Below are 19,015 nucleotides of genomic sequence, written 5' to 3'. Positions count from 1 at the left end.
CTCACTCCGAGACCACGATCCGCGGGGCCATGACCGAGGTGATACTCCGCCGCCTCACCCGAGGCCAACCCGCCGTACGCCACGACCCCCGACCCCTTCGAAAAACCACCCCCGTAACCGATCCCGACCACGCTCTCCCACCACTTCGCGAAGATCATTTCGCTGAGAAAACGTCAGTTGGTTCAGGAAGGGCCGGCGATGCGTACGGTTGCCCGTAGGACGACATGCGCGGCGAATGGCTTCGGGATACGGTAACTGAAGGCGATGACCTGGGGGAATCTTCAGGGGCGCGGTCGCGGGATAGTGCGTGGCGCCCCGGGTGTCAACCAGAGGAGAGCCGATGATCGAAAACGGCATCTTCACCATGTTCAACACCTCGATCAGCCATGTAAATGCTGAAGCACAAGCGACGCAGAATTCTCTCGACAAGAGCGTCGCTGCGGCGGACACGATCGACACAACCATCCAGGGCGCCGCTCCCGAAGCGCGCGAAATTGCATCCGCCGCAAGTCAGTTGGCGAGGTCCCTGGGGAATGCCGAGTCGCTTGACGATCTCCGGGCCAAAGCCGCAGCTCTGCCCGAGGCGGTTAACACGCAGGCCCAGGCTTTGGGTGGACAGGCCCAACTGGCGCAGTCGAAAGCCCAAGAGGTCGTCAGCAAGATCGGGAGGGCTGTTGACTCGTGGAGCAACGTACAGGATCTCGACAGCCTCACGGCAGCCGTCAACGACACGATCACGGCTGCCGGGGCATTGAGCGGATTCCTGACGTTCCTTGGCGGCCTCATCTCTGCCTTCGCGCCTCCCGTGGGTCTCGTGATCGTCGCGGCCGGCGTCGCATTGGGCGAGTTGGCAAGCACTACGAATCAAGTGGTGCAGCAGACACAAGCGCTGATCGACCCGCAGCAGGATCCAGGGCCCGGGCCGGAACCAGAGCCGGAACCGGAGCCCGAACCCGAACCCGAACCGGAGCCGGAGCCGGAGCCGGAACCTCAACCCGAGCCCGAGCCCGAACCGGAGCCGGAGCCCGAACCTCAACCCGAACCCGAGCCCGAACCCGAGCCCGAACCCCAGCCCGAACCTGAACCTCAACCCGGGCCCGAGCCCGAACCAGAGCCCGAACCCGAACCCGAACCCGAACCCGGACCCGGACCCGGACCGGAACAGAAGCGTGATCTGCCGCAAGAGCTTGAGACAAAGGTCGAGCCCAACCCAGAGACCCGGAGCTCCAACGGAAACCAGCAGCCGAGGTTCGCGCCAGGGGTTGTCCCCCGACTGCCTGATCGCGGAGATGGCCATGAAGACGAAGGCTGAACATCCGAACGTGAGTTGGCCGCCGACGGGTGACTGGTGGGCCTACCGCTCACCATTCCGCCACTGGCGCGCGTCGGACGTTTTGGACGAGGCGTCCTACCAGGCGGTTTCGTCGTCCTTCCGTAGTTTCCTCGACGGCAGCGCCGACCAGCCCAAGGGCCGGCGCGGTCTGAGGGCAGGGACCGCGAACTACGACGCCCAGATGCTGACGATCGACGACAGTGTGGCGCGTCTTTTCGAGCCGTTCTTCTCGGACCACTGGATTCAGTCGCTCCACGAGTTCGTCGCTGTACCCCAGACGCGCCGCATTGATGCCGCCCTGCATTCGAGCCCGGAAGGCAGCCGTACCGGGTGGATCCACACGGATTTCTGTTCGGGGTGGTTCGACGAGTCCTCTGCCGGCGACGGCAGGTTTTTCGCCGATCGTTCCGGGTGCGACTACTTCACCGGGCGTCCCAAGAAGACGACGGCGAGTCCGAAGGAATATGTTCGCGCCGCCACCATGATCTATTACCTGTGCAACGACGGCTGGTCCGAAAGCGACGGTGGTGAGACGGGTCTCTACGGCGCCGAGAAGCAACGCGACCGGACCACCACCGCACTGGTGCCTCCTCTGAACAACACACTTCTGCTGTTCGAATGCTCACCCCACTCCTACCATCGATTCATCGCCAACCCCGGGCGCCGCCGCAACAGCATCATCCTGTGGCTGCACACCACGGTGGAGGACTCGGAATCGCGATGGCTCGATGCAGTGAACCGTCGGAGGTGGCGATGAAACCCGTCTGCCTGATCACCGGCGCCGGCGGTCGGCTCGGCCAACTGCTGTGCGCAGATCTCGCGCAGGACCATGAGGTTGTCGCCACCTATCACACAGCGGTTCCACGGGTGGCTTCACAACTTCAATGGCCGATCGGCGACGACCCGTCAGGCGAAGAGCGTTCCCCGGCGATCCACTGCGTCCAGGCAGATCTCCTCAGCCGCGAGGACATTCGCCGGGTCGTGGAGGTTGCGCACGCCCGGCACGGCCGTATCGACTCGATCGTCAACGCCGCGGCCGACGTCCGGTTCCATGGCCGACTGGTGGAATTGTGGGAGTCCGGGGATGAAATAGTGTCGCAGTTGGCCATCAACGCGGTCGCCCCTGCTCAACTCGCCTCTGCGGTCTTCCAATCGTGCTGGAAGGACCAGACCGAGGAAAACAGCCGATGGAACCGCAGCATCGTCAATGTGTCCAGCATCTCGGGCCTGTCTGTGTCCAAAGACGTCGGCCAAGCCTACTACGCGGCGTCGAAGGCGGCTCTCAATACCTTGACGATGTATCTGTCACTCGAACTGGCACCGTACTCCGTGCGCGCCAACGCCATCTGTCCGGCCAGGTTTGCGAACAAGGCCGAGACCCAGCGCGTCGTCGATGGCGTACGACAATTGATCAGGGGAAGGGATACCGGCTTGTTGGTGTCCAGAGTGCCCGCCTGACGTGCGTCATCCGTGAGCACGTGGCCGGACAGCTGCAGAGCGGGGCTGTGCGCTGCGCCGCCCCTCAGGCAGAGTCCACCACCAAGGTGCGCAGGGCAGCCGAGAAGTCATTCAGACCGGTGACATAGTCGTCCCCGATCAACTGCGCGGGCTCACTCGGCACCGTGTCGGCGTCAAGGACGGGATGAGTGAGGCCTGTGTCCCCCGGATCGAGGATGTCGTCCGCTGCGCCGGCGACGGCCGACCTCACGGAAGAGAGCGCCGTGCCAGGCGATTCGGGAAGGTCACCCACCGTATCGCGGTAGAACTGCTGCATGTCAGCCAGGGAGAGTCCCGCCCAGTTGACCTGGAACTGGTCGCGCAGCGACACCCACGCCTGGTTGACGTCGGACACCACGGGGACGAGGGATTCCTGGATTCCTGCGACGATCTCCGCGTTCTGCCGAACCGCGTCGGCTTGGTCATTCGCGGCGGAGTCGTTTCCCGCCGCCCTCGCACCGTCGTACCTTTCCAGGGAACTGCGGAGCGCGAGCAGCCCGTCGGATACGAGAAGTTGCATGGCGTCGAAGCGAGCGATCACCCGCTGCCGGTCGTCCTCTGCCGGAAGTGCCGATTCATCCAGCTGTGCGGATGTCACCGTGACGACGTCGAAGTCGTCACGTGAAGGATCATTGGCGACCGATTGTCTGTAATTGCCGCAGAACCACAGCGCCGCGGACCCCACGCCCAGAACGGCAGCATGAGGGGGAGAGAGAAGAGCCACCACCGCCGCGCCTCCGGCAAGGATTGCGGCCATGTTGTTGTCGTTCACCGCCATCCGGGCCGCCTGCGCTTTGACGGCCTGTTTCTGTGTGTCGCTGACCTCTGGCATGGAGCAGCTCCCTTGGGGACATCTGATCGCCCAGAGTGTCCCCGACGGGTTTGTTCCCTAACCGCGCGCACCTCTGGTGTCCCCGGATGGCCGACCAGAAGGCGGCAGCAGCCCTGGCGAGCCTTCAAGCGGTGCCTCTCCAGGGCGGCGACGGCTCTGGCGATGACCGTCGTGCGGGTGTGGGCTGATGCGGGATCTGCCCCTGGCAGGCGCGGTCGGCCAGGACGGGGACGCCGTGGTGTTTGCAGATACGGATGATTCGGTGGGTACGGGCTGCGCCGCCCGCATCCATGCCCTGCCCGCCTTGGGCAAAGCCGAGGCCAACGGTCTGCCCACTCCGGCCGGCAAGGGCGACATCGGCGCCCGCATCGGCATCCCTGTCCCCGTCCGCCGCCCGAAAGGCCAGTCCGAACACGCCCTCCATGCTGACACCCGAACCACGAACGCCCTGATCAGAGACCTTCCCGCTCTCGGTGAGCGTGCCGCCGCGTTCGGCGTACCGGCGGTTCCGCTGGTCGGGGCCGGCGGCACCGGCCCCGGCCAGCGGAACCTCCCGCCGACGCCGGCCGCCCGCGCTACCGCTGTCAGAAGACGAACGGCCCCGGGTTCTGCAGCGAGGTGGCCGTGCAGTGCATGGTGAACGTCCCGTACGTGCTCGTGAGGGATTTGACCTCCAACGCTTCGCCCGGGGTGACGGTGCCCGTCAGCGGGCCGGAGTTGTAGGCCTGCCCGAGCAACGTCCAGGCCGGGTTGGACTGTCCGGTGAACGTGACCTCGGCACCGTGCGCGTCGGACAGCGTCAGCGTCGTCTGCATCGAGTCGGCCGGGAAGGAGTGGGTCGCCCAGACCACCGGCGTGGAGAAGGTGACGGCCGCCGCCGTGCCGTCCTGCCGGGCATCGAGCCTGGCCTGACCGGAGCCCCAGTCCCCGCAGTTCACCTGGACCGTGGCGGTGGTGGGCGCGACCGCGGAGGCCGAGGGCGCCATGACCAGCGCGCCCACGGCCAGGGCCGCCGCGCCTGCCGTACCGGTGCCGAAGATGCTGAGTTTCATGCCGGCTGCCTTTCTGTGGGGGGACCGTCGGCCTGCCGCGCCGGGTGTGGTCCGCACTTCCCCGCATCGGCGCGAGCGGACCTGTCGGGGCCGTCGGCACGGCGCAAGGCAAGGGGGTGCCGAAGGTGCGGTGGCGGGTACTCCGCCGGGAACGGCACTGCACGGGGGTTCCGGTGCGGCGCGTCGGCACGGACCCCTCGGGCGGACGGGGCCGGGCGTCAGGCCAACGGCTAGTAGTTGACGCATGAAGTATATGGAGGGGTGAGGAATTCGCGCGGTCTGGTTCGAGCCATTTGCGGCGCGCGCCGTCGGCACCGCGATCCCAAGGCCGGTACACCGGTCGGCAGCCGACAGCTGTCCCAGAGCTCCGGAGTAGCCCAAGAGAGCAGCACAGGCGACAACCGCGCGTGCTGCACGCTGCTGCTCCAGCCGTCTCTCCCGTGCCGTTGGCGGCCAGGATGTCGAGAGGGAGTGACGACCACGAGCGCGCCAGGTGTATTGACCCGCAGCGTTGTTCACGCGGGTCAACACGCCTGGGCGGAGGGGTGGGCCCGGGCGATCTACTCCGTCGCGGCGAAGGGACCGGTCGACGGCCTCCTCGGCCGCCTGACTGTCGGCAGGTCGAAGGCCCGGGCCACTCACGGAGGATCGGAGCCCCGTGACCACTCCCAGGTCCCGCACCGCCGGCTCGGGGGCGGGTTCTGCCGCGGCCCGCGGGGTCGGGCGGCGCTCCGGGAAGCCCAGGACGACGTCGCCGTCAAGGTCGGCGGACAGGCCCCTCCGCCACGGCGGGGTCCCTCAGGCGCCCGCGCCGCCGTCGACCGGCACGATCGCACCGGTCACCATCGACGCCCGGTCGCTGAGCAGCCACGCGGCCACCTCGGCGACCTCGTGGGGCTCGGCCATCCGTCCGAGCGGGGTCGACGCCTTGATGCGCTCGACGATGCCGGGGGTCGCCGCCTCCCATGCGTCGATCATCTCCGTGGCGGTGCCGCCGGGGGTGATGCCGTTGACCCGGATGCCGTCACGAGCCCAGCTCACCGCAGCGGTCTCGGTGATGCTGTTGAGCGCGCGCTTCATCGCGCCGTAGGCGGGCAGGGCGGGGTTCGCGCGGCGGCTGCCGATGCTCGAGGTGTTGACGATCGCCCCACCCCCGTTCCTGCGCATGAGTGCGGCCTCGGCGTTCATGGCGGTCCAGTGCGAACGGAAGTTCACGGTGAACTGCTCGTCGATGTCCTCGTCGGTCGTGGCGTCGAGCGGGCCGGGCTGCTGCTGTCCGACCGCACCGTTGTTGAAAGCGCCGTCGAGCCGTCCGTGCAGTTCCTCGACGCGGTCGACGGCGGCACGGATGCCGGCACGGTCGGCGAGGTCCAGGGCGACGGCGTCGGCGACGCCCCCGTCGGCGCGGACCTCGGTGACGATGCGGTCGAGGGCGTCGGTGCTGCGGGCGGCGAGCACGACGGCGGCGCCCTCCCGTGCGAAGAGCCGGGCCGCGGCCGCGCCGATGCCGCGGCTGGCGCCGGTGATGAAGACGACCTTGCCGGTGAGCAGGCCGATGGGTGCGGTGTCGATGATGTGCGTCATGCCGCCAGTGTCATCCGGTCTCCGGAGCGCATGCAGGCACAGGCGGTACCAGGATCCGCACGCCGCGCCGCGTGCACACTGGGGAACATGGACAAGCACGAGCTCGGGGCGTTCCTCCGCACCCGCCGCGAACGGCTCCGGCCGGAGGACGCCGGTCTCCCCTCGGGCCCGCGACGCCGGACACCGGGGCTTCGCCGCGAGGAGGTGGCGGTCCTCGCGCACATCTCCACGGAGTACTACGTCCGGCTCGAGCAGGGCCGGGCACCGCGGCCGTCGGGCGAGGTCCTGGCCGGCATCGCGGGCGCGCTGCGGCTCACGGACGCCGAGTCCGACCACCTCCACGTCCTCGCGGGCACCGCGCCGAGCCGGACCGGACTGCACCGGCGCGACGTCCGCCCGAGCGTCCTCGCACTACTGGAGCGGCTGCCGCAGACGGCCGCCTTCGTGACCTCCGCCGTGTTCGAGGTGCTCGCGTGGAACGACCTCGCGGCGGCGCTCATGGAGGACTTCGCCGAGCTCGCCCCGGAGGACCGCAATCTCGCACGCCGAGCATTCCTTCGACCGGCCCGCGCCGATGCAGCGCCGTACGGGGTCTCCGACGCCGCGGAATTCCGGCACCACGTCGCCATGGGGCTCCGGTCCGCCCTCGCCCGATACCCCACCGACCCCGCGGTGACCGCACTCGTCGACGAACTCCGGGACTCCAGCCCCGAATTCGCCCGACTCTGGGAGCGGCACGACGTCCAGGCCGCGCCGATGCTCACCAAGACCTTCCAGCACCCGGTCGTCGGGGAGATCACCGTCGACTGCGACGCACTCACGCTCACGGACCGCGACCAGACCCTCGTGCTCTACAGCGCGCCGCAGGGGTCCCGGAGCGCCGAGGCCCTGGCCCTGCTGAACGTCCTCGGAGCCGAGGCCGCCGACTACCTGCGATGACGCGCCACCCCGCCGCAGCCCGAGCCCTGCACACCTGACCCCACCCCCGGCAGGCCCCGGGCCGCACGGCAACGGATCAACGGCGCGGCCTGGACGGCCGCGGCGACGTCGACGGCCGCCTCGCACCCGCTTCGCCGTCTGAGCCCCGTGCCCGTCAGCCGTGACTGGTGTCGATGACGCAGAAGCGGTTGCCTTCGGGATCGGCGAGCACGACAAAGTCGGCGTCATCCGGATAGAGGTCCCACTCGACACGTTCAGCGCCCAGGGAGATCAGTCGTGCCACTTCGGCTTCCTGATCGGCGGAGTCGCGAGCGTAAAGGTCCAGGTGGACTCTCGGGTGTTCCTGCACGGGCGTCGTACTGAGGCCGAGGGCCAGTGCGGCGCCGGAGCCGTCGGTCGGCACCAGTACCACCCAGTCGTCCTTCGTCTCACCATCGCGGGGGACGTAGCCCAGCGCCCGACTCCAGAACTCCGCGGCCCGCCGTACGTCGCCGGCCCCCATCACGATCGTTCCGATGCTCAGCATCCGCCGATTCTGGCAGACACAGGCAGACCCCCGGAGTGCACGTCCCCCCACCGGAGCAGCCCGGTGCGGTCGCAACGATGCGAATCCTCGACCCCGACGTGCCACGATCGGTCGGATTCGGTCCCGTCACCCACCTTTGAGTAGCGCATGCGACCAGTCCACCTGACCCGCACCCCCGAGCCGGTCCAGCACCAGGCGGTGAAGCTTCGCCCACGCCGGGCCGCGGTCCCGTGGGCAGAGCGCCGGTGCACGGTCCCGGCAGCATGTCCGATGCGAGCTACTGAGGTTGAACTCGTGATGCCGCCGCGCTGCTCAGGGAGTCCGGCTGCCGGGCCGGTTCCCGCGGGGCAGCCGTCCCTGGCCGGACCGTCGGCCGCCGCCGCTCACCGGGTGCGGTCGTCGTACTCTTCGCGGGCGGTGATGACCTCTTCGATGTGCAGCACCGACCACTCCGTGAGCGCCTTCAGCGGTTCCCGCAGCGTCTGGCCGAGCGCGGTCAGCTCATACTCCACGTGCGGCGGCACCTCCGGGTAGACGGTCCGGCTGACCAGCCCGTCGCGTTCGAGGGTGCGCAGCGTCTGGGTGAGCATCTTCTCGCTCACGCCCGCCAGGGCCTGCCGGAGCCGGCTGAACCGGGAGGGCCCGTTGCGGCCGAGTTCGCCCAGCACGAGGACCGCCCACTTGCTGCCGATCTGGTCGAGCAGGTCCCGTGACGGGCAGCCGCGCTCGTACGGATCGAACGACGGTATGGGCCCGGTCACGTTCTCGACAGCTGTCATTCGGCTCACCTCGATGCTTTCAGTCCGGTAAGTACCGTACTAAGAAGTGGCTACTTCCCGACAGTGAGTGTCCAGGTCATTCTCTGTTCCATCCCGCCGCGGACGGACCGCGGCAAGCGTGCGAGGCGCGCGCGGAAGGAAGGAACGACCAACATGCCGATCGTCGTCACCGGAGCCACCGGCCAGTTGGGCAGGCTCACCATCGAGGCGCTGCTGCGGCGCGGGATCCCGGCCGCGGACATCATCGCGACCGGCCGGGACACCGCAAGGATCAAGGACCTGGCCGACCGGGGCATCACGGTACGCCGCGCCGACTTCTCGGACACCGACGGCCTTGCCGAGGCATTCGCGGGGGCGGACAGGCTGCTGCTGATCTCGGCCTCGGTCCCCGTGGGCGAGCGGGTCGCCCACCACCGCCGCGTGATCGACGCCGCGGCATCCGCAGGCGTGTCGCTCGTGGCGTACACGAGCACGACGCACGCGGACACGGCCACCACCGTCATCGGTGCCACGCACCGCGAGACCGAGGAGTATCTGCGCGACCGCGGAATCCCCGGCGTGCTGCTGCGCAACGGCTGGTACCTGGAGAACTACACCGGCCAACTGGCGCAGATCCTGCAGAACGGCGCCGTCGTCGGCGCCGCAGGCGAGGGACGGATCAGCGCCGCGTCCCGCGCCGACTACGCCGAGGCCGCAGCGGTCGTCCTCACCGCGGAAGGCCACATCGGCGCCGTGTACGAGCTCGGCGGCGACGAATCCTTCACCTTGACCGAGCTCGCCGCCGCGATCTCCGCCGCGGCCGGCAGGCAGGTTGCCTACGCCGACCTCCCGGTGGCCGACTTCGCTCAGGTACTGGTCGCCGCCGGCCTACCCGCCGAGCTGGCGGAGGTCCTCGCTGACGCCGACCGCGGCATGAACCGCGGCGAGATGTACACCGACTCGGGCGACTTGCGCCGCCTGATCGGCCGCCCGCCCGTGACCCTGGCCGAGGCACTCGCGGTCGCCCTGCATCGCTGAGGCTGAATTCGACGCCGCCGGCCCCCAGACGCACTTCAGAGCGGCAGCCTCGGTACGGAAGTGTCCGCGGACCCGGACGGCGTTGCGTATCCGTGCGTTGACGCTCGATGGCGCTCGTCGGGCAGATGACGGTGCGGATCTCGACGTCGAAGGACAGCAAGGGCACCAACTCGGCCCAGGCGCCCGCCCCCAGTGTGGTGATCGCCGGAGTGGCCCACCGGCCACCTCGGCCACGGGCTCCTGCTCGATCCTCGTCTCACTCACCTGGCGACTCCATGATCAACAGATCCGCCGTTCACTGGACGCTCCCACGCTCGCCTTCGACGCGAGAAGACAGCGGTCATCGTGAGGCGACAACCGGGTAGCGGAGATCGTGTCGACGGCGGCGCGTGTCGAAATGGCTGCGGAAGTCGTGCAACGGTTTGCCGGCAACTGGTGCTCTCCAGCGGTATGAGTATCCGTGGCGAGGGGGAACGATGAGCGCTGAGGCCGACGGCCACGACGCCGAGTTCCGGGAGTTCATGCTGGGCCGCTGGCCCTCCCTGGTCCGGTTCGCCTACGGGCTGACCGGTGATCGCGGCCATGCCGAGGATCTGGCGCAGACGGCGCTGTCCAAGGCATACGCCAGCTGGTCCCGGGTCCGCAAGGCCGACGACCCGGACGCCTACGTGCGCCGGATCCTGGTCAACGCCAACCACGGACGCTTCCGCAAGCGCCGTGTCGCCGAGCACGACTGGGGTCAGCTCCCTGAGCCCGCGGTCACCGACGCGACCGGCGACCTGGACCGGCGCACAGCGCTGGTGGCCGCGCTGATGGAGCTGCCGCCCAAACAGCGCGCCGTCGTCGTGCTGCGCTACTGGGACGGCCTGACCGAGACCCAGGCCGCGGCGGTCCTCGGCTGCTCGGCCGGCAATGTGAAGAGCCAGGCGTCGCGGGCGCTGGCGAAGCTTCGGACCAGCGCACAGCTTCAGGACGGGAGCCTGTCATGGTGAACGACGAGGACCTCATCGCCGAGCAGCTCGGCGCGGACATCGGCCGCGTCGAACCCGGCTACGCGCCGGTGGACGCGGTCATCAGACACGGCAAGGCGATCAAGGCCAGGCGGCGGGCGATGGTCGGGAGCGCGCTCGCAGTGGCCGTGGTGCTGGGGACCGCCCTTCCGCTCGCACTCAGCGGTCACCAGGACGGGGCTCCGTCAGCCACGGCCACCCACCGGGTGACCGTGGACGCTCCGCACAAGGACGGCACGGGCGCGGCCGTCTTCTCCGGCAGCATCGACGGCCATGCGTGGAACGCCCCGGTCGAGGTACTTCACCAGGGCGGCCCCGGCGGCAGATCAGCCTGCATCATGTCGTTCGGCAACTGCGTGTCCGGCCCCCCCGTCGCAACCGATCCGGCAGCCGTTTCGGCGAGCAGCGGCCCCGGACAGCCCGATCAGTACACCGTGGACTTCCGCGCGGATGTGAAGCGGGTGGAGATCGGCCTGCAGAACGGCCAGACGCTGACCCTGGATCCCCTGCCGGTCAGCGACCACCGGATCGCCCTCTTCGAACTCCCGAGCGGTCTGCACATCAGGCGGATCACCGCCTACGGGGCCGATGGCAAGGAGGTCGGATTCGCGATCCCCTTCCAGCAGCCCGGCGGGGCGAGCATCGCCGTCACCTGGGACGCCCCCGGCGCGAAGCCCGCCTTGTCGGAAACCTCGGCGCAGATCGCATCCGGTGTGACGCCTGGCTCGGCGGGCGAGGAGAAGTGGTCCGTCACCGCTTACGTCGGCCCGTACGGCCAGTGCGTCGTCCGGTCGGCGAGCCAGGGCGGCGCGGTGTCACAGTGCGTCAACCGCGACGCGAAGCCGCCCGTGTCGCTGCCGTTCACACGCGTCAAGGCGAAGGGCACGCCGTACTGGCTGCAATCCGAGATCGACACTTCCGTCGACCACCTGGACGTCGCCTACTCCGACGGCACCACCAGGCACCTCACCCCGACCCGCGTCGCGGGCCACGCCTTCGTCGGGATCGTTGTTCCGGTCGGCCTGGAGGTGGAGAGCGTGAGCACATTCGACAGCTCGGGCCGGCAGCTTGGCGTCTACACCGGCGATTCCGTCCCCGCCAAGTAGCCGCCACCCTGATCGCCCGGCCCGATGGCGGTGTGTCACACGAGCGGTGCAGCCGGAATGCTGGGCTCCTGGCTTGTCGTCACCGGTGGCGGGGTCGAATCGACCCCCGGGGACGCGCACGAGCGGGGCTTCCGCGTGACGCTGCCCGTGGACGCGATGACCGACCGCGACATCGGGCAGCACGGGCACAGCCTCGTGCGGGTCTACCGGTGCGCCCCGTGACGTCCTGGACGCCCTCGCCACCCGTCCCGTCACCGGGACCACCGCGGAGCAGACGCCGCACACCGCCGGCGTTCCCTTCGGTCGGCCCCCGGGGTGGGTGAGGGCATCTGCCTTCAGGAGGCGGGTGGCACGGGCGTGCTGCGGTCGGTCACGGCTCAGCGGGCCTCGTCGGGGTGCTCTGCGTCCCAGCGTTCACGGGAGGCGGCGACGGTCTCCTTGTGCGTGCGGGACCAGTCCGCGAGGGCCGTGACGGCTGCGGAGAAGCTGCGGCCCGTCTCCGTCAGGCGGTAGTCGGTCTGCGGCGGGGTCGTCGGGTGGACGGTCCGCTCGACGAGGCCGTCGCGGACCAGCCGCTTCGCCGTCACGCTCAGCATCCGCTGGGAGATGCCGGGGACGGCGTGCTGCAGTTCGTGGAAGCGCCGGGTCCCCTTGGTCAGTTCGACCACGAGCAGGACGGACCACCGGTCGCCGAGCCGGTCCAGCACGTCGCGGATGCCGCAGTCGTCGTCGCACGGGGCGTGGGGGTTCGGCGCCGTGTCGTGCGGAAGCGCACGGAATTCGGTGGTGGTCATCGGAAGCCTCTCGTGCGTCACGTGTCCTCCCCGGGACCAACGCCGCACGGCCCGTGGTGCTTCCGCCCGCTGCTCCCCTGTCCGGTCGTGGCGCTCCGGCCTGCGGGCTTACCGCGGTGTGAGCGGGTGACGGGAAAGTGCCTCCTTCCGTGGAGGCGGCGGTGGACGGATGCTCGGTCGCGACCGTCGCCGCCCCGACGCGGCAGCACGCAACGACATGCACAGGGAGTTTTCCGATGATTCTGGTGACCGGTGTCTCCGGCGGCCTCGGCGGCCTGATCCTCAGCGGGCTGGCCGGCAGGGAAGGCCTCCACGTGGTGGGCGGCACCCGCGCCGGCGACGGCGGGCGTGCCGGACGCCGCGTCGACTTCGACGACCCGGCGTCGCTGCGCGCGGGTTTCGCGGGCGTGGACGTCCTCGTCGTCGTCTCCGCCGGGTACGCCGAGGACGACGTGGTCTACGCCCGGCACGGCGCGGTCGCCGACGCCGCCGCGACCGCGGGCGTACGCCACGTCGTCTACACGAGCCTGGCGTCCTCCGGGGAGTCGATGACGATCGCCCTTCCGCACCGCTGGACCGAGGAGCGGCTCTCCGCCGGGCCGTTCACCACGACGGTCCTGCGCAACGGCCTGTACACCGAGATCCCCGCCGGGCTGGCGGCCGCAGGCGCCGCGGAGGCGGCAGCCACCGGGGTGTTCGCGGCGCCCTTCGGCCAGGGACGGCTCTCGGTGGTGGCCAAGGAGGACCTGGCCGACGCGGCCGTCAGGGTCGCCGCCGAGTCCCAGCTCGACCTGGCGGCCGGGCGGGAGAGCCGGCACGCGGGCCGGGTCTACGAGTTGGAGGGCGACCGTGCGCTCGGCGGTGCGGACATCGCCGCCGCGCTGACCGGGGCGCTCGGGCGGCCGGTCGCGTACCGGCCGGCGTCGCTGGCCGAGACCCGGGCGGGCCTGGAGGGCAGCGGCCTTGAACCGTACCAGGTCACGCACACCCTCTCGCTGTTCTCCAACGTGATCGCCGGCCGCGCCGAGGCGCGGACGTCAGACCTGGCAGGGCTCCTCGGCGTACCACCGCGCCCGGTCCTGGAGGCGATCGCCGAGGCGGTGGCGGCGGGCGGCCACCAGGACCGGTCGATCTCGGCGAACCGCGGGCAGGACGACGTGACGCCGTAAGGGCCGTCCGTCAGCGAACGTCGGCGAGACGACATCGGAGCACCGTCGTGGTCCCGCGACGCGCCCTGCGCCGCCCCGGACGGCCGGACCGGTCGAGGGCGGCCTGCCGGCGTGTCGGGACGGTCGCGCCGGCGGGCCGGGGCCCTCCGGGGCAGCGGTGCAAGCTCGGTACGAAGTCGCAGGCCGAGCCGGCCCTGATACGGGATGAGGGCCCGGCAGCGTCCGGCTGGGACGACCGGCTGAAACCCGCGTCCCGGCAACCGTGTGGCAGATGATCGCCGAACGCGCCTGGCAGACCGTGGTACTGCACCCCGGACCTGAACCCGGTCGAGGGCGTGCGGTCCCGCGTCAGACGCAGCCCGGGCAACATGGCCGCGCTCACCGTCGACGCGCCGGAGACGCCGATCCGCAACCGGCTCAGGTGCCGTCAGCGCGGGCCCGCCGTCCTCGACGGCTTCGTCGCGGACGGCGGTCTGACCTTGAACCTGTTACCGCCGGGAATCAACGTGACGCCGTCGTCGGAGACCTGCCCGCGGCACCGTCCGCCTGCAGCGGGCAATCCTCTTGCGCCGCCGACCCCGCCCGGCGAAGCTCGAACGCCGTGAGCAGCTTCCAGATCAGCACCCTGACGACCACCGAGGAGCGGCTCTGGCACGCTTTCACCGCCGGCGCCCTGGTCGACCTCCGCTCCGGGCCCCACGACCACCCCGGCCAGGCGGCGTCCTGGCCGCGCAGCCGTGACATTCGCGCCGAGGTGATCGCCGCGCTGCTGACCGGCAGCGGGCCCGAGGCGAACGGCGGCGCGGGCGTCAGACTGGCCGGCGTCCGTGTCCTTGGGCCACTCGCGCTCGCCCACACGAAAATCTCCTCCGCACTGGACTTCGAGCACTGCTGCTTCGACGACGGCCTGGACCTCGCCGAGGCCGAGACGCGCAGCGTGCGCCTGCGCGGCTGCCATCTCAGCGGGCTCGAAGCCAACCGCGCCGAGATCCGCGGCGAGTTCCAGGTGCAGGGCTGCCGCCTCGACCGGCTCAGCCTCTACGCGGCACGCGTCTTCGAGATCGAGATCAGCGGGACCACGATCACCGCGCCCCCGCCCGGACCTCCGGACCCCGACGCCGACTGGACACCGCCACGCATCGCCGTCAACGGCGACCTGCTCGTCGTCGACACTGCGATGTACTGCCACGACGTGGTCGTGGACGGACAGTTCCGGCTCCCCGGCGCGCGCATCGGCGGATACCTGCATCTGGACGGCGCCCGGATCACCCACGAGGAGCCCGGCCGTCCGCCCGTGCCCGCTCTGCTGGCGCAGGGATTGCGCGTCGACACCGGCGTGTTCGCCCGCCGGGGCAATACCCGGGCGAAGAACCGGTTCACCGTCACCGGCGGGATCGACCTCAGCAGCGCCACGATCAGGGGCGGCCTCATGCTGCCCGACGCCGACCTGGCGGACGACCGCGGCGGAACGGCGCTGCGCGCAGACCACATCTCCGTCGAGGGCGGTGCCGACCTCTCGGGCGTCACGGCTTCAGGCGCGGTCCGGCTCAACTCGGCCCGCGTCGTCGGGCCGCTCACGCTGAGGGGTGCGCGGCTGGGTACGCTCGACGCCTCCGGCGCGCGCGTCGAGGGGGCGATGGTCTGCAATCAGGGATTCGCCGCGCACAGCCTGGATGTGCGGCGGGCACGGACTGCGACGTTCGAGGACGACGCCGCATCATGGCCCGCCAAGCTGCGCCTGGACGGTTTCGTCTATGACGAGCTGATACCACTGCCGGCGGCCGGGACGCGCCTGCCGTGGCTGGCTCGTGACGCGTTCCAGCCTCAGCCCTACGAGCAGTTGGCCGCACGCTACCGCGCGCTGGGACGTGACGGCCAGTCACGGCGCGTGCTGCTGGCCCAGCAGCGGCGGCGACGTGAGGCGGCGACCGCGCCGGCGAAAGCATGGGGCTTTCTCCAGGACGCAACAGTCGGGTACGGGTATCGACCGTGGCTGGCCGGGCTGTGGCTGCTGGGCCTGCTCGCCGCCGGGTCGGTCTACTTCGTCTCCCACCGCCCGGCGCCGCTGGGCGCGGGCAGCCCGCATTTCAACGCGGTCGCCTACACGCTCGACCTGCTGGTGCCGGTGGTCAGTCTCGGTCAGTCGGGCGCGTGGAATCCCGGCGGAGCCAGTCAGGTGCTGGCATACGCGCTGATCATCAGTGGCTGGACACTGGCCACGACACTGGTCGCCGGCGTCACACGAATACTGGTGCGGCCCTGAGGCGACAGATCTCTCCACGGCGGGAGCACAGTCACGAGGTGACGTCAGACCGTCGTCCTCAGTGCTTCCACCGGCTCGCCGCCGAGGTCAGGGAGATCGGCCCGGCCGCGTTCGGCGGACCGTCGTCGCACCTGGTCCGCCCCGCTCGCCGCTTGCTCTCTGGACAGCTGCAGCGGCACCACCCTGCGCTCGCGTCCCGCTGGAGCCGGCTGACGACCGGCCGTCAGGCTCTCTGTCTGCGGAGACAGGCAGCGACGTCGGCGCAGCCGTTGAAGCGGAGGGCGCCGATCGCCGGGTTGCACAGGGCCGCCATGGCGCGAAGGTGCGGTTCCGGTCCGCACCCGCGGGGCGTTCTCCTGCGGGAACCCACCCGCACGGAAATGACCCTCGACGCGAGTCCTCGTCACTCCACAGTCACTTAGAGCAGCACCGGGCATGCCCGGTGATCACGCTGCCGCACCCGTCGGCTCCCGGACCGCCGACGGGGTCAGGCTAGTGCTGGACGGTGAGGAGGATCTTGCCGAACTGGTTGTTCGATTCCAGGTAGTGGTGGGCGGCAACAACGTCCGCCAGGTCGAAGGTGCGGTCGATCACCGGGCGCAGAGTGCCGGCCCGCAGGCCGGCGTTGACGAAGTGCTTGGCGCGTTGCAGCCGGGCCGCGTCCTCGACCGTCACTTCGGTGAACGCGAAGGTTCGGATGTTGCGGCCACGGAAGTCGGGGGCGACCGGCATCGGTGCCGGTGCCGGATCCAGCCAGCCGTAGAACAGGAGTGTCCCGTCCGGGGCGACGGCCTGGATCAGGGTCGTCACCGCCGGGCCCATGACGGCGTCCACGGCGAGTTGTACTCCCCGGCCGCCGGTCACCGCGTGGACCTCGGCGACGAGGTCCACGTCTTCGGCCGGGATGACGTGTGCCGCGCCGGCGTCCAGGAGCCGTTGCTTCTTCGTGTGGGTGCGGGTGACGGCGATCGGGACGGCACCGAGGTGGTTGGCGACCTGGATCGAGGCGAGACCGACGCTGCTGGAGGCCGCGTTGATGAGGACGGTGTCGCCCGGCCTGATTCCGCCGAATTCGACCAATAGTCCGTAGGCGGTGGTGTAGGCCATCCACGTGGCAGCGCCGGTCGGGGCGTCGACGCCGGCCGGACGGTGCACCAGGGCATGCGCGGGCAGGACGACCGATTCGCCGTACGTGCCGTAGTCGGTCATCAAGAACGTCGGTACGGCGCTGACGGCGTCGCCGACGGCGAACCCGTCGACGCCGTCGCCGACCGCCTCCACCACGCCGGCGGCTTCGTAGCCGAGCCCGGAGCCGGGAAGGGTGGGCGGATAGACGTACGTACCGGACCGGAAGTTGGACTCGGCCCGATTCAGGCCGATCGCGTCGACGCGGATCCGGACCTCGCCCTGCGCGGGCTCGTCGAGCTTCACCTCTTCCAGCCGGAGCACCTCCGGCCCGCCGAGTTCGTCGAAGCGCACTGCCTTGGTCATAGTGAAGACTCCCGAGGTGATCGTGGTGGCCCGTATCGATGTGGACCGAGCGGCGAGTCTTGAGACTATGAGCCTGCGAGCGAGACGCTCAATAATCGATCGTCCGCCCTGGCCAAGCGATCGTCTTCACCCGCAGACCAAGGGCATCGCCCTCCGTCAATGGCCTTCGCGTCGTGGGACCCGGCGACCCGTCGGGGACACCGCCGGTGAACGAGCGGGCGCTGAGCCGGTCGTCGGAGACGTACGTGCCGGTGCCACGGCCCTCGGCCGGCGCCTGCTGTGCGTCGCCGCTCGCTGCGAGTCCGCCGATCGGGGGTGTGCGCCGAGCCGGGCTGCCCGCCGGCAACGCACTTCAGCACCCTGCGCAGGGAATCGCCGATGCGCACCGTCGGCGGGAGGAACGGCGGCAAGCGCTGCTCCCTCTTCGGTACAGCGACCTGCACAGGCGCTGCCGCAACCGTCGTCGGCGCAGGCCTGCGGGCTGCGGGCTGCGGGCTGCGGGCTGCGGGCTGCCGCAGACTGAGCGACGCGGCGTCAGGCGGGCTCGGGCTCCGCGTCCGCGTGGCGCCGGTACCGGCCCGGGCTGACGCCGTACTCCCGCTTGAATGCGGCGGCGAAGGCGATCTCCGAGCCGTATCCGGCCTGACGTGCCACGACGCGCAGTGGGGCGTCCGATTCCCGCAGCGCCCGGGCGGCCGTGATCATCCGCCACCAGGTCAGGTAGGTGAGGGGCGGTTGCCCGATCAGAGCAGTGAACCGCCGGGCGAACGCGGCTCGCGAGAGACCCGCCCTGATGCCGAGTTCCTCGACCGTCCACGGGTGGATCGGGTCGTGATGAATGGCCGCCAGTGCCGAGCCGATCGCGGGATCGCTCAGCGCCGCGGCCCAGCCTGCCGTCCTCTCATCGTGTGATCTCTGGTCGAACCAGGCACGCAGGATGTAGAGCAACAGCGCGTCGAGCAGCGACGGCACGATGGCACCCGTACCCGGCTGCGGTCGGTCGATCTCGCTGCCCAGCAACTCCACAGCGGCGCGGAGCGACGAATACCGCCCGAGGTGCGCCGGCAGGTGGACGACGGGTGGAATCCCGGACAGCACCGGGTGTGCCCTGGTCCGGTCCAGCAGGTAGGCGCCGCACAGAACCACCGTGCTGGGGCCGGAGCCTTCGTGCCGCACCTCGCGGTACGGCGCCTCACCGTTGCTGAGCGGGAATTCGACGAGTGGCGACGACGGGTCGTCGGCGAGCCCGTGGACGCGGTCGCCGCGGACGAGCGCCACGTCGCCGGTGTTCAGCGCGATCGGTGGCTCCTGCGCCGGGATGAGCCAGCATGAGCCGCGCAGCACGACGTGAAAGCCCGCGCCCTCACCTGTGGGGAAACGCATGCCCCAGGGCGCGGGCAGCTCGTGCCTGATCGCGTGCGGCCTACCGGTCCGCATTGCGACGACCGCGTCGCTCAGGACGTCCACGTCGCCAGTATATGAACGGCAAGCGCGGTCGAGCGGGGAGAGCCTGGCCTCCGGCGGCCGCTGTCCCCCACCGGCCCAAGCTCTTCCGCACCCGCACCGGTGTCCTCGGCAACGGTCCGGCGCACGGCCCGCACGTGGCCGCACGCACGTGGTGTT

Annotated in this window: 19 protein-coding genes and 2 pseudogenes; 11 read left to right on the top strand and 10 right to left on the bottom strand. The window is 70.2% G+C overall.

The window, feature by feature from the left end:
* Positions 1–340: 340 nt before the first annotated feature.
* Genes ACH4SE_RS18755 through ACH4SE_RS18745 form a run of 3 tightly spaced genes read left to right on the top strand, consistent with a single transcriptional unit; the run spans position 341 to position 2,791 of the window.
* Positions 341–1,312: a hypothetical protein gene (locus ACH4SE_RS18755; RefSeq protein WP_398544503.1), complete on the top strand. Its 972-nt coding sequence runs from the start codon at positions 341–343 to the stop codon at positions 1,310–1,312.
* A complete protein-coding gene (locus tag ACH4SE_RS18750; RefSeq protein WP_398544502.1) occupies positions 1,296–2,090 on the top strand; it encodes a 2OG-Fe(II) oxygenase in 795 nt (264 codons plus the stop codon). The genes ACH4SE_RS18755 and ACH4SE_RS18750 overlap by 17 nt, the downstream gene beginning before the upstream one ends.
* Positions 2,087–2,791, top strand: a complete 705-nt coding sequence (locus ACH4SE_RS18745) for an SDR family NAD(P)-dependent oxidoreductase (protein WP_398544563.1) — start codon at positions 2,087–2,089, stop codon at positions 2,789–2,791. The genes ACH4SE_RS18750 and ACH4SE_RS18745 overlap by 4 nt, the downstream gene beginning before the upstream one ends.
* A gap of 64 nt (positions 2,792–2,855) precedes the next feature.
* On the opposite strand, the gene ACH4SE_RS18740 is transcribed toward ACH4SE_RS18745, so the two are convergent.
* The 4 genes and pseudogenes from ACH4SE_RS18740 to ACH4SE_RS18725 form a co-directional block, all read right to left on the bottom strand.
* Positions 2,856–3,662, bottom strand: coding sequence for a hypothetical protein (locus tag ACH4SE_RS18740; RefSeq protein ID WP_398544501.1), 807 nt, complete (start codon positions 3,660–3,662; stop codon positions 2,856–2,858).
* Between the two features lie 199 nt (positions 3,663–3,861).
* Positions 3,862–3,942, bottom strand: a pseudogene (locus ACH4SE_RS18735) (IS5/IS1182 family transposase); the annotation flags it as partial.
* Between the two features lie 304 nt (positions 3,943–4,246).
* Entirely contained in the window at positions 4,247–4,714 is a 468-nt protein-coding gene (locus ACH4SE_RS18730; RefSeq protein WP_398544500.1) for a hypothetical protein, read from the bottom strand.
* A gap of 798 nt (positions 4,715–5,512) precedes the next feature.
* Positions 5,513–6,298 (bottom strand): SDR family NAD(P)-dependent oxidoreductase, encoded by a 786-nt coding sequence (locus tag ACH4SE_RS18725; protein WP_398544499.1) that lies wholly within the window; start codon positions 6,296–6,298, stop codon positions 5,513–5,515.
* 87 nt (positions 6,299–6,385) lie between these two features.
* Here ACH4SE_RS18725 and ACH4SE_RS18720 point away from each other — a divergent pair, with 87 nt between their 5' ends.
* Positions 6,386–7,237, top strand: coding sequence for a helix-turn-helix transcriptional regulator (locus ACH4SE_RS18720; RefSeq protein WP_398544498.1), 852 nt, complete (start codon positions 6,386–6,388; stop codon positions 7,235–7,237).
* A gap of 154 nt (positions 7,238–7,391) precedes the next feature.
* On the opposite strand, the gene ACH4SE_RS18715 is transcribed toward ACH4SE_RS18720, so the two are convergent.
* From ACH4SE_RS18715 to ACH4SE_RS18705, 3 genes and pseudogenes are all read right to left on the bottom strand, one after another.
* Positions 7,392–7,763: a VOC family protein gene (locus ACH4SE_RS18715; protein ID WP_398544497.1), complete on the bottom strand. Its 372-nt coding sequence runs from the start codon at positions 7,761–7,763 to the stop codon at positions 7,392–7,394.
* A 58-nt stretch (positions 7,764–7,821) separates the two neighbouring features.
* Positions 7,822–7,976: pseudogene (locus ACH4SE_RS18710) on the bottom strand (IS5/IS1182 family transposase); the annotation flags it as partial.
* 170 nt (positions 7,977–8,146) lie between these two features.
* Positions 8,147–8,542: a winged helix-turn-helix transcriptional regulator gene (locus ACH4SE_RS18705; RefSeq protein WP_398544496.1), complete on the bottom strand. Its 396-nt coding sequence runs from the start codon at positions 8,540–8,542 to the stop codon at positions 8,147–8,149.
* A 153-nt stretch (positions 8,543–8,695) separates the two neighbouring features.
* Here ACH4SE_RS18705 and ACH4SE_RS18700 point away from each other — a divergent pair, with 153 nt between their 5' ends.
* The 4 genes from ACH4SE_RS18700 (at position 8,696) to ACH4SE_RS18685 (ending at position 11,897) form a co-directional block, all read left to right on the top strand.
* Positions 8,696–9,559, top strand: a complete 864-nt coding sequence (locus ACH4SE_RS18700) for an SDR family oxidoreductase (protein WP_398544495.1) — start codon at positions 8,696–8,698, stop codon at positions 9,557–9,559.
* Between the two features lie 476 nt (positions 9,560–10,035).
* A complete protein-coding gene (locus tag ACH4SE_RS18695; RefSeq protein ID WP_398544494.1) occupies positions 10,036–10,551 on the top strand; it encodes a SigE family RNA polymerase sigma factor in 516 nt (171 codons plus the stop codon).
* Positions 10,545–11,675: a hypothetical protein gene (locus tag ACH4SE_RS18690; RefSeq protein WP_398544493.1), complete on the top strand. Its 1,131-nt coding sequence runs from the start codon at positions 10,545–10,547 to the stop codon at positions 11,673–11,675. The genes ACH4SE_RS18695 and ACH4SE_RS18690 overlap by 7 nt, the downstream gene beginning before the upstream one ends.
* 57 nt (positions 11,676–11,732) lie before the next feature.
* Complete coding sequence (locus tag ACH4SE_RS18685) at positions 11,733–11,897, top strand: hypothetical protein (protein WP_398544492.1); 165 nt, start codon at positions 11,733–11,735, stop codon at positions 11,895–11,897.
* Positions 11,898–12,052: 155 nt separating this feature from the next.
* Here the strand turns inward: ACH4SE_RS18685 and ACH4SE_RS18680 are convergent, their stop codons facing one another.
* A complete protein-coding gene (locus tag ACH4SE_RS18680; RefSeq protein ID WP_398544491.1) occupies positions 12,053–12,469 on the bottom strand; it encodes a winged helix-turn-helix transcriptional regulator in 417 nt (138 codons plus the stop codon).
* 236 nt (positions 12,470–12,705) lie between these two features.
* On the opposite strand from ACH4SE_RS18680, the gene ACH4SE_RS18675 reads away from it, so the two are divergent.
* From ACH4SE_RS18675 to ACH4SE_RS18665, 3 genes are all read left to right on the top strand, one after another.
* Positions 12,706–13,638, top strand: a complete 933-nt coding sequence (locus tag ACH4SE_RS18675; protein ID WP_398544490.1) for an NmrA family NAD(P)-binding protein — start codon at positions 12,706–12,708, stop codon at positions 13,636–13,638.
* Between the two features lie 368 nt (positions 13,639–14,006).
* Entirely contained in the window at positions 14,007–14,243 is a 237-nt protein-coding gene (locus ACH4SE_RS18670; RefSeq protein ID WP_398544489.1) for a hypothetical protein, read from the top strand.
* Positions 14,240–15,901 (top strand): hypothetical protein, encoded by a 1,662-nt coding sequence (locus ACH4SE_RS18665; protein ID WP_398544488.1) that lies wholly within the window; start codon positions 14,240–14,242, stop codon positions 15,899–15,901. Before ACH4SE_RS18670 ends, ACH4SE_RS18665 begins: the two co-directional genes overlap by 4 nt.
* 492 nt (positions 15,902–16,393) lie before the next feature.
* Here ACH4SE_RS18665 and ACH4SE_RS18660 read toward each other — a convergent pair whose 3' ends face one another.
* Together ACH4SE_RS18660 and ACH4SE_RS18655 are read right to left on the bottom strand one after the other, a co-directional pair.
* Entirely contained in the window at positions 16,394–17,392 is a 999-nt protein-coding gene (locus ACH4SE_RS18660; RefSeq protein ID WP_398544487.1) for a zinc-dependent alcohol dehydrogenase family protein, read from the bottom strand.
* Between the two features lie 534 nt (positions 17,393–17,926).
* Positions 17,927–18,859: an AraC family transcriptional regulator gene (locus ACH4SE_RS18655; RefSeq protein WP_398544486.1), complete on the bottom strand. Its 933-nt coding sequence runs from the start codon at positions 18,857–18,859 to the stop codon at positions 17,927–17,929.
* Positions 18,860–19,015: the final 156 nt, after the last annotated feature.

The sequence above is a fragment of the Streptomyces sp. NPDC020983 genome (genome assembly GCF_044333485.1).
Taxonomy (GTDB): domain Bacteria; phylum Actinomycetota; class Actinomycetes; order Streptomycetales; family Streptomycetaceae; genus Actinacidiphila.
This window is presented reverse-complemented; position numbering and strand designations above follow the sequence as displayed.